12 protein-coding genes are annotated in these 14176 nt (G+C 28.3%); all 12 read right to left on the bottom strand.

Features of this window, described 5'->3' with window-relative positions; genetic code table 11:
- Nucleotides 1-84 precede the first annotated feature (84 nt).
- On the bottom strand, nt 85-1572 hold the full coding sequence (locus tag ACX6CF_RS19925; protein WP_458787123.1) for a methyl-accepting chemotaxis protein: 1488 nt from the start codon (nt 1570-1572) through the stop codon (nt 85-87).
- A 160-nt stretch (nt 1573-1732) separates the two neighbouring features.
- The gene (ileS, locus tag ACX6CF_RS19920) at nt 1733-4852 is read right to left on the bottom strand and encodes an isoleucine--tRNA ligase (RefSeq protein WP_458787122.1); all 3120 of its coding nucleotides are present in this window, start codon (nt 4850-4852) and stop codon (nt 1733-1735) included.
- A gap of 187 nt (nt 4853-5039) precedes the next feature.
- Complete coding sequence (locus ACX6CF_RS19915) at nt 5040-6014, bottom strand: BtrH N-terminal domain-containing protein (protein ID WP_458787121.1); 975 nt, start codon at nt 6012-6014, stop codon at nt 5040-5042.
- A 9-nt stretch (nt 6015-6023) separates the two neighbouring features.
- A complete protein-coding gene (locus ACX6CF_RS19910) occupies nt 6024-6782 on the bottom strand; it encodes an SDR family NAD(P)-dependent oxidoreductase (RefSeq protein ID WP_458787120.1) in 759 nt (252 codons plus the stop codon).
- The gene (locus ACX6CF_RS19905) at nt 6775-6999 is read right to left on the bottom strand and encodes a phosphopantetheine-binding protein (RefSeq protein ID WP_458787119.1); all 225 of its coding nucleotides are present in this window, start codon (nt 6997-6999) and stop codon (nt 6775-6777) included. The genes ACX6CF_RS19910 and ACX6CF_RS19905 overlap by 8 nt, the downstream gene beginning before the upstream one ends.
- Before the next feature lie 39 nt (nt 7000-7038).
- Nucleotides 7039-8106, bottom strand: a complete 1068-nt coding sequence (locus tag ACX6CF_RS19900) for a 3-oxoacyl-ACP synthase III family protein (protein ID WP_458787118.1) — start codon at nt 8104-8106, stop codon at nt 7039-7041.
- Between the two features lie 28 nt (nt 8107-8134).
- Nucleotides 8135-9982 carry an HAD-IIIC family phosphatase gene (locus ACX6CF_RS19895; protein WP_458787117.1) on the bottom strand — a complete coding sequence of 616 codons (1848 nt, stop codon included), beginning with the start codon at nt 9980-9982 and terminating at the stop codon, nt 8135-8137.
- Nucleotides 9982-10215 carry an acyl carrier protein gene (locus ACX6CF_RS19890; RefSeq protein WP_458787116.1) on the bottom strand — a complete coding sequence of 78 codons (234 nt, stop codon included), beginning with the start codon at nt 10213-10215 and terminating at the stop codon, nt 9982-9984. The genes ACX6CF_RS19895 and ACX6CF_RS19890 overlap by 1 nt, the downstream gene beginning before the upstream one ends.
- A gap of 71 nt (nt 10216-10286) precedes the next feature.
- The gene (locus tag ACX6CF_RS19885) at nt 10287-10880 is read right to left on the bottom strand and encodes a nucleoside/nucleotide kinase family protein (protein ID WP_458787115.1); all 594 of its coding nucleotides are present in this window, start codon (nt 10878-10880) and stop codon (nt 10287-10289) included.
- Between the two features lie 18 nt (nt 10881-10898).
- Nucleotides 10899-12035 (bottom strand): MGDG synthase family glycosyltransferase, encoded by a 1137-nt coding sequence (locus ACX6CF_RS19880; protein ID WP_458787114.1) that lies wholly within the window; start codon nt 12033-12035, stop codon nt 10899-10901.
- Complete coding sequence (locus tag ACX6CF_RS19875; RefSeq protein ID WP_458787113.1) at nt 12023-13183, bottom strand: radical SAM protein; 1161 nt, start codon at nt 13181-13183, stop codon at nt 12023-12025. Before ACX6CF_RS19875 ends, ACX6CF_RS19880 begins: the two co-directional genes overlap by 13 nt.
- 24 nt (nt 13184-13207) lie before the next feature.
- Nucleotides 13208-14170, bottom strand: a complete 963-nt coding sequence (locus ACX6CF_RS19870; RefSeq protein ID WP_458787112.1) for a hypothetical protein — start codon at nt 14168-14170, stop codon at nt 13208-13210.
- Nucleotides 14171-14176: the final 6 nt, after the last annotated feature.

Raw genomic sequence — 14176 nt, 5'->3', positions numbered from 1 at the left:
TATGCCTAAGATTATGTTTTTTTACTTATAATTTAGTAAAAAAATAAACTTCCAATCAGGAAGCTTATTTTTAATCAAATTTATTTATTTTTTGCTATTAAAATTTCTTTGAAAAACTTTTTCTCCTTCATCATCCAGTAGATTGATTTTTTGTAGTACTTCATTGAAATATTTTTGAAAAGTAACAGAATAAGATTCTGCTTCTTTATAATCATTGTAGGCTTTGCTTTGATTATTTTGTTCAATAGCAGCAGTCACGTCAGAAGCTTTTTGATGTAAAGCATGATGTAAACCGTCTATCTTTTTCCATATATCCCTAATGATTGGATGCTCTACTTTTATGGAATGATAAAAATGTCCAAAAGAACATCTTTTGTCATCTTTTTGAATAGCCTCAATCTCCATAGTATCTGCCATGTTTTTTAATACTCCAAGCCACTTATTATGGCTTTCTATTGCTTGAAACATACGTACTTTAATCTCTTCATTTGAAATAGGCGTCAAACTGTTGTTTACAACTTCCGTTAAATCATTTACAACTTTTGAAATCTCTACATCTATATCTTTAGTATTTTTTGCTAATTCAAATGCTGCTTCTGAATCATCTGAAATCTTAGATGCCATATGAGAAATATTATCAGAATCTGTAGCTACCATTTGCATTGCTCCTGCTATTTCTTCTGATGCAGAATTAATCTGTTGCATGATTTCTGATAATTCACCAATGTTATTAACTGTCTTATCTAATTCTTTCACATTATTCCCAAAAGATTGATTTATTTCATCTAATTGTGTAGACATTTCATTCGTAGATTCAATAGTATGATCAACACTAAGTCGACTTGCTCTTGCATTATTACGGATACCTTCCATAAAACTTGTCATGTTGCTTAATTTTGTCTTGGTATCCTCCGCCAATTTACGTATCTCTTCCGCTACCACAGCAAAACCTCTTCCTTGTTCTCCTGCTCGTGCAGCTTCAATACTAGCATTTAAAGCTAATAGATTAGTTTGATCTGCTATCATAGCCACACCATTTACAATCTCGTCGACCTCATCTGCATATGATTCTAAACTGCCTATTTTCTCAGATAAATCCTTTGCATCTTCCATAACATGATTTTTTATTTTATTAATTTCATTTAGTTGTACCATATTTTGATTATTGACTTTGATTAATTCATTTGACTGTTTGTTTAATTCTTTCATTGTATCAGTTTGTTGTTTTATCGATCCATCTACTTCATTCATACTAGCTGTTATCTCTTCAACCATAGACATATTGGATTGGCTATTATCTGCTAATTCACCAGAATAATATTTTAAATGATTCGATATGTAGCTCATAGTCACATCAAAATTACTCAACTTAATAGATTGATTAAGAAGTTTGTTAAGTTGAATAGCTACATTTTCGTCATTTACAATCAATACCTCAATTAAATTTAATATTGCTTGATTTTTTTGTTTAGATATGTTATTTGGTAAATTCGTCTCATCCTTACTATTCAAATAACCTTCCAAATAATCTATTATCGCTCTATTTTCTCTGCAATTTTTATTAAAAATCATTATTATTCCCTTTCCACATGATGTTTTCTAATATTTTATGACAAGTTCATTATAAGATAAGCACAAATCTCATCTTACACTATAATAATTTATCTAAAAGGCTGTTAAAAAATTATATCTTTTAACAGCCTTTTAATGCTTTTATATTATTTAAATTTAATTATACTCTTTCTACAGCTAAATAAATCTTTTCACTATTTATTTTCCATTCTTTTGAGTAGACCTCTTCATTCTTACCTACAGTAAGAGCATCTGCTAATGTTTCTGATAAAATTTCAGCTTTATTTTTATTTATGATATCAATTAATTTATCATTATCATCAACATATATCTTAATATGATCTGTAACTTCAAAATCAGCTTCTTTTCTCATGGTCTGAACCTTACTAATTATCTCTCTGACAAGACCTTCTTCGAGAAGTTCATCTGATAAGTTAGTATCAATAACAGCTGTCACATCTTTATCTGTATTAGATTCATAACCTGGCTTTTTAGTTGATTCAATTAGTAGATCTTCTTCTGCAAGTTCCACAACAGTATCATTAATATCGAATTTCAAAGCACCATTGGCTTTTAGTTCATCCATCATCTTATTACCATCACCATCTTGAAGTAATGTCCTAATCTGATTTAACAATCTTCCGTATTTTGGACCAACTGTCTTAAGCTGTGGTTTGAAGTTATAAGTTGTAAATTCTCTTACATCATCTGTAAATAAAACTTCTTTTATATTAAGCTCTTCTGAAACAATATCTTTATATAATTCAGGCAGATTGAAAGATGATTTTACATACATCTTACCTATAGGCTGTCTATTTTTTATATTAGCACTATTTCTACAAGCTCTTCCGCTTACAACTATTTTTAATACTAATTCCATGTTTTTCTCAAGTTCCGAGTCAATAAGTTCCTCATTAGCAACTGGGAAGTCACATAGATGTACGCTTTCAGGTGCTGTCTTATTGAAATTAAATTCAAGGTTTCTATATATTTCATCTGCCATAAAAGGTACAAATGGAGCAGATATCTTAGCCATAGTTGTAAGAGCAGTATATAATGTCATATATGCATTAATCTTATCTTGTGGCATATCTTTTTGCCAGAATCTTTCTCTACTTCTTCTTACATACCAGTTACTAAGGTCATCAACAAATTCCATCATTGCTCTTGTTGATTCTGTTATCAAGTAATTATCAAGATTAGTATCTACTATTTTAATAAGTGTATTTAATTTTGATAATAACCATTTATCCATTAATGATAATTTATCATACTCAAGTTTATACTTGGTAGGATTAAATTCATCAATATTAGCATAAAGCACATAGAATGCATAAGTATTCCAATATGTTCCCATAAATTTACGTTGACCTTCTACTACTGCATTATCATAGAATTTGTTAGGAAGCCAAGGAGCACTGTTGTTATAGAAATACCATCTCACTGCATCTGCGCCATGTTTATCCAATGCTTCAAATGGGTCTATAGCATTTCCTTTTGATTTGGACATCTTTTGTCCATTTTCATCTTGAACAAGTCCAAGTACTATAACATTCTTGAATGCTGGCTTATCAAATAATAATGTTGATATTGCAAGTAATGAATAGAACCAACCTCTTGTTTGGTCAACAGCTTCACTAATAAAGTTAGCTGGGAAATTATCTTCAAATATTTCTTTATTTTCAAATGGGTAATGCCATTGAGCATAAGGCATGGACCCTGAGTCAAACCAACAGTCAATTACAGGTGAAACTCTCTTCATTTTCTTATTACATTCTGGACAATTAATTAATACATCGTCAATATATGGTCTGTGAAGTTCTATATCATCAGGGCAATTATCACTCATGCTCTTAAGTTCCTCTATACTACCAATAGCATGACGATGACCGCATTCACATTCCCAGATGTTAAGAGGAGTTCCCCAATATCTGTCACGGCTTAGTCCCCAATCCATAACATTTTCTAACCAGTTTCCAAATCTTTTAGTTCCAATTGATTCTGGCAACCAATTAATTTGGTCATTGTTCTTAATTAAGTTATCTCTCACTTCTGTCATTTTAATGAACCAAGTATCTCTAGCATAATATATAAGTGGAGTATCACATCTCCAACAATAAGGATATGAATGTTCAAAGTCAAGTGCAGCAAATAATAATCCTTTTTCTTCTAAATAATCAATAATTAATGGATCTGCTTTCTTGACAAACATACCTTTCCAAGGTGTAACAGCTTCAACAAATTCACCATGGTCATCAACTAATTGTACGAATGGTAGATTATAATTTCTACCAACTATAGCATCGTCCTCACCAAAAGCTGGAGCAGTATGAACAACACCAGTACCATCAGTTAATGTAACGTAATCTGCACAAGCTACAAAATAAGCTTTTTTATCAGGTGTAGCAAAATTGAATAAAGGTACATACTCTGTATATTCAAGATCTTTACCCTTATAAGTTTCAATTACTTCGTATTCTTCTCCTAATACTTTTGGTGCTAAAGCTTCTGCTAAGATGTAATATTCATCTTTTACTTTTACTTTTACATATGTTTCTATAGGATTGACTGATAAAGCTACATTAGAAGGTAATGTCCAAGGAGTAGTCGTCCAAGCTAATATATATACATTATCTTCGCCTTTAACTGCAAATTTAGCTATAACAGATTTTTCTTTTACATCTTTATAACCTTGCGCCACTTCATGACTTGAAAGTGGTGTTCCACAACGTGGGCAATAAGGAACAATTTTATGTCCTTTATACAATAAGTCTTTTTCCCATATTTGTTTTAGAATCCACCATACTGATTCTATATATTCATTATGATAAGTTACATATGGATCTTCCATGTCCGCCCAAAATCCAACAGTACCACTGAAATCTTCCCACATGCCTTTATATTTCCAAACACTTTCTTTACATTTCTCAATAAAAGGTTCTAGACCATATTCTTCTATTTGTTCTTTTCCATCAAGACCTAATAGTTTTTCTACCTCTAATTCTACTGGTAATCCATGAGTATCCCAACCAGCTTTTCTAAGAACTTTGTAACCTTTCATGGTTCTATATCTAGGTATCAAGTCTTTGATAACCCTTGTTAGAACATGTCCAATATGAGGTTTACCATTAGCTGTTGGTGGTCCATCATAAAAAGTATAAGTAGGTCCGTCCTTTCTTAATTCTATACTCTTCTTAAAGATATCATTCTTATTCCAAAATTCAAGAACTTCTTTTTCACGATCTCTAAAATTAAGATCAGTGGATACTTTCTTGTACACCGTTATACCTCCTAAGTAATTATATGTTTTTTTCTTCTCTTGTTTATATAAAATATAAACATAAACTGTATATTATATACAAGCCCTTACATCAAGTTACGATGAAGGGCTTTTAACGTCTACCACTACATATTACAATATTATAACCCTAATCCTTTACTTTGTAAAGATATAAAATATCATGGTATTAGATGTAGGTACTATCTTGGATCTCTCTAGCAATCTTTTCTTCAAAGTCTGCTATTTGTCTTATTTTATTAGGTGCTCTTTTTTTAACTAATGTATAATTAGATAAAATACTTTCTTTTCCAAATAATACTTTTAGTGAATCCCATTTCTTACCCATTAAATTAAGGTTATCACTATAAGTTAATAGATCTTTTTTATTACATGATCTATCTGCTAAAAATCTAAGAAGTTCTGTAAATTGTTTTCTGCCTCGACCAATTTCTTGTAATTTCATGTATATAGGAACGGAAAAAAAATCTTTGTAACCTTCTATTTCCTGTTGTGCATCATAGTATATTTCTATTTCATCAGCAAACTTTCGCATATTATTAAACGCATTACCTACTTTTTTTTCAGCTAAAAGTTTAGCGGCAGCTCTATTTATAATAAGATTAATATCCTTTATTTTTTTTTCATCCCCAGCTATATAAAATGAGATATAATTCCCACTTGAACTCTCTTTAAAATCTTTAATAGATAATCTCAAATTAGTCAATTGATAATAGGGGTCTATGCATAAAAAACTTGATGTGCAATCATCATATCCTATCACAATAAATGTATGTCTGCCATGAGTGTTTTGGTAAGAAGCAGTCCATGGTAACCAGAACATATCCATATTACTTAACGCTATAGGTATATTTGTTTTTAATTTAATAATTATATCAATTATTCCTTTGTCTAAATCTTCACATACATGGTGATTTATACCAATTCCACTATATTCAGTTAAAAGACTAAATTGAGAATTATTATAATTTAGTCTTTGTCCAAAATTTGTTTTTTTATGAGTTTGAATTGGTTCATAATAAAATGTCCATGAATTTTTATACATATATTCATAATTTCGTTGATACCATTTACAAATTGTAACAACTACATCTTCATAACAATTCCTGTTTTCCTTATGAAAAGGTATAATATCTTTTATCATATTCTCTCCTTATCTAAGTGTTCTTCCACCATCAATCACTAAGTTTTGACCAGTTATCCAAGAAGATTTACTTGAAAGTAAAAAATCTACCATATTACTTACATCCTCTGGTGTCCCAAATCGTCCAAGTGGATACATTGATAAATCTTTTTTAATTTCATCTTTTGTCATTTTTTCAATAGTATCTGCAAACATACCTGTACCAGTATCAACCATACCTGGAGCTATAGAATTTATTCTAATATGGGGGGCTATTTCAAGTGCAACAGATTTAATATACCCAATTAATGCTGCTTTAGATGCTGAGTAATTGCTTAATCCAATATTGCTTACATTACTACCAGCTATAGAAGTTAACAAAATAATACTGCTTCCCCTGCTAAACCTTCTTTTTTTTAATAATTTATTAATTAGAGTCACTGGTCCTAAAAAATTAACTTGCATACTATTAAGCAATATTTCATAATTTGTAAACATAGCAGGTAAAAGAGGGCTTATTCCAGCTGCATTTATAAACCCATTAATTTTTCCAAAAGAAATATCAAAATCTTCTACACTGCTTGATTTACTAAAATCAAGTAATTTTATTTTCAAATGTTCTTCATTATACTTTTCTTTTAACAAACCAAGTTTTTCTATTTTTCTTCCTGTTGCAATTACTCTATAGCCTTTTTTTAACAAATCTTCAGTAATTTTAATACCTATGCCAGATGTAGCACCTGTTAACAAGATTATTTTCTCTTGAATATCTTTATCAATTTTATTCATTGTTTAAACTCCTTACTACATTAACAATTTTAGTAATTGAATTTAATTGAGGTACTTCAAGATAATCATCTGGTATTTCAATATTAAATGCATCCTCTAGCCAAGCCACTAACATAACTAATTGAATAGATCTCAAACCAATTTCTTCATCATTATCTACTCCATAATCAATCTTACATTCATCAAGTAGACTCTTTATTAATTTTACATCATCCATTTCTTCACCTTCCTTAATCAATAATATGTTTTAAATTATTTATTTTTCATAATTAACTACTGGAAAAATTGTAGTATTTTCGAAGCTAGTACAACAAGTTCCTAAACTTAAACCTACACCAAATCCAGTCATAACTACTTTATTTTTTATTATTTTCTTGTTTCCAAACGCTTCTGATAATACTTGTGGGATGCTGCAACAACTTGAATTTCCATATTTTGATATAACGTCTAACGGTGCTCTTTGTCTATCAATCTGTAATTTATTTATAATTCCTTTGTTAATTATTCCATTTGCTTGATGAAAAGCAAAAAAATCCACTTCATTTATATTTAATTTTGTAAAATTCAACATTTCATTTACCAATTCTGGTACTTTCTGAAGAGCAAAGTTAAATACTGCTAAACCATCCATATACAATTGTTCATCTGAACGTATATTACCTTCACTATCTTTCTTTTCTACTCTTGTATCTTCAGAAGATACATACTTAAACCCTCCAGCTTTAATAATAATTGATTTTGCTTTTTTTCCATAGCTGTGTATAATAAAATGGGATTTTATCTTTTTCTCAGTTCGTTCAATAATTGTTGCAGAACCTGCATCTCCATGAATAATTGCTAGAGACTTATCCATTGGGTTAATCACTTTTGAAAGCGTATCCCCTACAAGAAGTAATATTTTTCTACAAATATTTGATTCTATTAATGAAAAAGCATTAAGTAACCCATATATATAGCCTGAACATCCATGATTAATATCAAAACATATACACTCTTTACTAATTCCTAGTTGACCGTGTACAACTGATGCACAGTTAGGCATCCTATAGTCAGGAGTTTGGGTTACAAATATAATTCCGTCAATTTCATTGATATTAATGCCTAATTCTCTTATTATCTTTTTTGCAGCATAACTGCATAAATCAATAGATGTAGTATGCTTATCTGCAATTCTTCTCTTGTTTAAACCTGTAATTAATTTTAGTTTTTTAATATTCTTCTCGTTTCCTAATAGTTCTATTTCATCATCAATCGATCTAGAGTATGTTGGAACAACAGTAGCTATGCTACTTATTTTGACATGTTTAAAAATCCCTTTTGACATTTTACCTCTCCTAGCTATCTCTTTAAATTTATTTTATGACTATATCATGGATAGCACATCCTAATTTATTGAAATTGTCTATGTATGATTCATAGTAATCTGTATCACCATCTCTTTTTATATGACAGAAACCTCTTTTTGAATACAATTCTTTTACATAACTCTCTTCTTTTATGTTCTTACATTTACCTATAATTTTCTTCATACCATGCTGTTTAGCATATTGATATAAATAATTTATAACAGCATCTTCGATATCTCTATTAAAAACTCTACATGACATTACCCAACAATCAATACTTAATACATCATCTTGTGTACTTATAATAATATTACTTATAATGCCATAATCTTCATATTTATCTTTTAACACTACTTGAATTCCTAATTGATTTGATGATTTCATAAGTTCCTCTATAAAAGCATAATCAACTCTGGTACTCATAAGATTGAACTGATTTGTTTTATTTATTAATTGAACTATTCTTGTTAGATTATTGTTTTTAATAGATTCTATTATTAATGTCATATTTAATGACTTTAAATAACTATTATAATCAGAAAAATTCTTTTGTATCTGTACATTCTTTGCTTTAACTATATAGCTATGAGTCCTATTCAAGTCTTCTTTACTAAGATTATAATAATCAAAACATCCACTGTTTGATATGATAGTTGGATAATAAAATGGATTATTTCCAATCTCTAGTGTAGTTACCAAAGGTAATTTTTCTCTTATTAAATTTCGTTCATATATGTTATCATCTATAAAAACTATAGAATCTAATCCAACATTTAAAGTATCCGTAATAGCTTTTATATTAGAAACTTTGTCCTGCCAATTCACCTGTAACATAGCGAAGTGTTCTTTTTTTAAAATCATCTGGGAAGAATTATCTAAGAATTGTATAACATCTGTTAAATTATTTTTTGATACTATAGTTAATACAATACCTGTTTCATATAATTCCTTTAATAAATACCTTTGAAATACCATAAAAGCTTCGTCTATACTACTTCCATTTCCTAATATAATATTCTTATCGCTAAGTATCCCTCCCCATAAAACTCCATCTAGGTCAAGTACTATTATTTTCTTCCTTTTTCCTAAATATGCTGCTAAAAACCTAGCAAAATAATCCGAGAATATATCTGAGTTTTCATAGGCAAAAGGAATTTTGCTTCTATAATAATCCTCCGGTTTAAACCATTTATTAAATCCTACAAAATCAGCAACTTTTTTTAAATTAAACAGTAATAGAGAATTATCGTTTTTTACTATATCCCTTAAAATATTATTATAATCTTCTACAAAAGCATCAAAATTATTATTATTTAATACATTAACTGAACACGTATTATCATAAAACTTTCTATGGTAATTTGTTAATATTATTGGCACGTGGTAGTTTTGCTTCATATTATTAACTAACCCAAGCACTTCTTCTTTTACCTTATCTATTGGTGTATTAAAGGAATAATAGTTCTCTGGTGACATATAAATTAAAAAATAATCTATTTTTTTACTAAAGGGCTGTATTTTTCTTAATGCAATTGAATATAAACTATCAAATGGCGTAAATGTAATATCTAATAATATACCTCGTTTAAATGCGGCAGCCATCATGCTATACTTTAAGTGCGACAATGTAAAATTCCCAATCACTCCTAACCGTATTTTTTGATATTCTGATAACTTATTAATCATGTTCCTTTTCTTTTCTACCTGCTTACCTAGTTTAATATTTTCTAGAAAAGTCAGCTTATATTTAGCAAGTCTTTTTAATGCTTCTAGATTAAGATCTCTACTATCATAATCAAATAAATTATCCTTTTTTTTCTTATCCATTGATGGCAGATAATCAAAATAATCCACTACCTATTCTCCTTTACTAATTCAATAATATCTGCAACAGAAGAAATTGACATTATCTCTTCATCTGATAGATGCTTATCAAATTCACTTTCTAATATCATAATAATCTGTGCTAATGCAAGACTATCCCACTGCTTTATATCATCTTTATTTAAATACGGACTTATTATCCCTTCATATTCATCAAAGATAACACTTATTATTTCAATAATTCTACTCTCAATACTATCCACATTGAATCACTCCCTAAATAATATCTGTCAAGTAATAATAATTTGTATGGTTTTATAGAACATTTAATTTACTATATACATCTTTCTTTAATAACAGCTAAACTGTTTTTTAATACCTTTTCTTTACTATCTTCTCCATTTACAATAGTAAACCCATATGTTTTAATATGTTTATCATAATAATTGGCTGCATCTTTTATTTCATTCAATTCTTCCCCTATACTAGGTTTTCTTAGTGATACAATTCTGTTATAACAAATTAATGGATTTATTCTAAGATATATGTAGATATCAGGTTTCATAAATTTATACATAATATTATTTATTAGTCTTTTATCTATATCATAATTATTAACAATAAAATCTATTGTTTCAATATATCTATCTAATATTACAATATCATTATCATTAACTGCACTTAATAAATTGGGTAACGATTTTTCCTCTAATTCATACATTAAGTATGCTATTAATAGATTATACTTTGTAAACTCAATACCTTTTTTTTTTAAAAAAAAAGCTGCCTTTTTTTGTAACTTTGGACATATTCTATTATCGTATAAACGCATTTGTTTACATAAATTAGTTTTAGATAACTCTTGCTGTAAACTTTTTACTAATGTAGATTTACCACATCCATCTGTACCTGCAATACAAACTAACATTCTTTCATTCCTTTCGATTCAAACTTTACCTAAATCAGATAAAATACTCTCAACAATATTTAGAGCTCCGTCTCCAATATTTATTTGCTTATATTCATTTAAAATACGTAATTGTTTATCATCCGATAAAATTATTTCTAATTTAGAAATAATTTGGTTACTGTTTTGTATTATCATACCAACTTTTAGCTTATTTAAAAGGTCTACTACTCCACGTTCTTGATATACCAATCCATTTACTGCTTCAATAAGTATTGGAACTTTCATGGATAAAGCTTCATAGACTGAGTTTGCCCCTCCTTTGGTTATGTATACATCAGAAATTGCTAATAGTTTTTCTAAATGTTCAAAAAATGGTACAATATTAATATTACTTTTTTTAGACTTCATTGATTCTAATTTGGCTAATTTATAGAGAGCTTTATTAACTCCACATAACATAATAAAATTAGCATCTAAGTCTGATTTTATATATCTTGTTAATAGTTCCAAATTAGATAAATTCCCTTGAGAACCACAATTAAGTACAATTACTTTTTTATTTTTATCAATTATTAAAGTTTTATATATTTCTTCATTATCATAAGATTTATTAGCTATAGCAAAACGTTTTGAAATGGGATACCCAGATATTATTATATTTTCCTCAGGAATCTGCCTATTTTTAAGAATATCTTTAACAATTTGGTTTGCACAAAAATATTTTGTAGCACCTATTGAGTCGAACCCAGGTGCAATAGGATCATAAGGATCTGTAACAACAATATAAAATGGTATATGCCCATATACGCCTTCTTCCTTCATAGCTCTAATAATATTATAATTTATGGACGTAGCAGTAGATACTATTGCTTCTAATCCTTTGATATGAAATTGTTCTACATACTTAGATTTTGTTAATTGATATATCTGTTCATTTTTTTCAGGCCTAGTTAAAGTATTAAATTCTACATATTGATTACATAACTTTGTTGAACTACTAAGTAAAAAATTATAAAAATCACTTAATATTTTATTTGAAGGTAAGATAGATTCATAAAAATCAGAAACACATATACAGTCTTTGTATAATTTATTTTCAAAAGCTTCATGGAGTGTATTCATTACAGATGTATGCCCTCGTCCAGTTTGTGCAGATAATATTAATACCGACATATTATTTGATTACTATCCAAACAATCGTTAGGCTCGAAATATAATGATGGAAGCTGGGCTTCAGTTTCATGAGTACAATCCTTACATATTGGTAATTTTCCGACTTTTTGTTTTACTTCATAAGCTCTATCACTATTCCAAAGTTTCAGGAAATCCATATCGTAGTCTCTCAAATTACCCATTAATAAATTTTCACCTGATGTTTTAGTATCAGGCAAGATTTCACAAACACTTACATCTCCATTATAATCAATCCATCCTCCATGTTTGCCTGCATAACAAACAAAATTCCTTTTTCCTGTTTTCATTATTTCTACTGTATTACAACACATTTGATGAGTAAAATGAGTCTGTGGCATGTTAATATTTCCGAGTTTTCCTTTACTAATGTACCCTCCCAAAATTTTTACTGCCTTCTCATAAAGAGTGTTATCAATAATTTGTAAAGACTCTCCTCCCCTAGGTGTTTGTCTTATTTTTAATAATGTTACTTTATCTGGATTATGTTCTTTTATATACCATTCCATAAAATCAGAATATCTTTCTTGGTTAATAGCATTAAAGGTAGCACATAAATTCAACTCAAGGTTTTTATAATATTTTTTAAGTTTTTTACACTCTTCTAAAGTTTCTATTGATTTTTTGAATGTTCCTTTACCACGTATTTCATCATTATGTTCTTCAAAACCATCTATAGAAAAGCTTAGTGAATAGACTTTTTCAGGATCTTGTTTACATATAGCCTGTGTTTGGCTTACTACCGACTCTGTTAGTTGACCATTAGTAGCAGAATCACACCAAGGCATCATATTATTTACTCTAAATAAATGAATAATTTCATGTAGATCATCCCGCATAAAAGGTTCTCCACCTGTAAAAATACCCATATAAAACCATTCCATACTCTTTGATAACTTTTCATATTCATCAATAGTCATTTCTTTTGCATTATTAATTGCATTTTGATTGTCAATAGTTTCATGATAAAAACAATGTTTACATCGTAAATTACATCTATTTGTAGTTAGAAAAGATAATACAAGTGGAGTTCCGTCTTGGTAGAGATGTCTTTTATTATAAAATTTTAACATTTTTTTAATTTTGTTGTAGTTCGAATCATATTTACTTTTATTAAAATTTTTCAACATGTAATCTCCTTCTTTTAGTTATTTCTATAAATGTTTTACTATTTTATGCAAATAATCTATTGTGTTTTTAAATGTTTCTTTATATCTGTTAATAAACTGCAGTGATTGATTTTCTCTTTTGCTAACAGTTAATTTCATTGATTTATTACTCAGTATATTCCATTTTGTTTTTAGCTCTTTTAATTGTATAATAATTGTTTCCTTATCTTGTAATTCACTATTTTTAATAAAATCAAGTAAATAGGTTATCATTGGAATAAAAGTTCCATATATTATAGTATTTGTAGCATAATAACAAGCTTCTAATTTTTTAACAACATTATTCTTAAACAATATATCCTCCATATAAGAAATATGTTTCTCTACCTCATTTATCCCAAAAAATCGGTGCTCTCCATAGATATTTTCTTTATTTAAATAGTGCTTCATATTGTCTTTAAGAATTTTTTTATAATCAAATTGCATTGCCTTAATACTCTTTGAAATAATAAATAATTCTTTTGCCCTATCTATTATTATAGGAATTGGTACAAAAAAATTAATAACCTCTATCTCCAGTTCTTCATTAAGATGAAATGTATCGTAAACTAAAAAAACGTTTTTGTCTAAATCCACTCCATATATTATAAAAGATCTAATAAAATCATATTCTTTCTTATGTCTACTATCAAAAGAAAGAGCACTACTATCCATTAAAATGATAACAGGTTGTCCACTTTTAATAGAGTCAATAATTACCTTTAATTGATTATTTTTGTTATTCAGCCAAATTGTATCAAAACGTTTATTCAGCAACTCATAATCTATTCCTTCTAATGTATTTATTGCTACATACCCATTATTAAAAACTGTTTGAAAACCATTAACTAAAATATACGCTTCATATTCTTCTATAGTTAATCCATAAAAAGACATTACATTATAAATACAAGAAATAGTACAAATACCGTTTCCTTTTTTAGGTTTCATATCTATTATATAATTCAAATTAAC

This window comes from Vallitalea sediminicola (genome assembly GCF_054408565.1).
The sequence above is the reverse complement of the archived record's forward strand: the minus strand, read 5'-3'. Positions and strand labels throughout refer to the sequence as shown.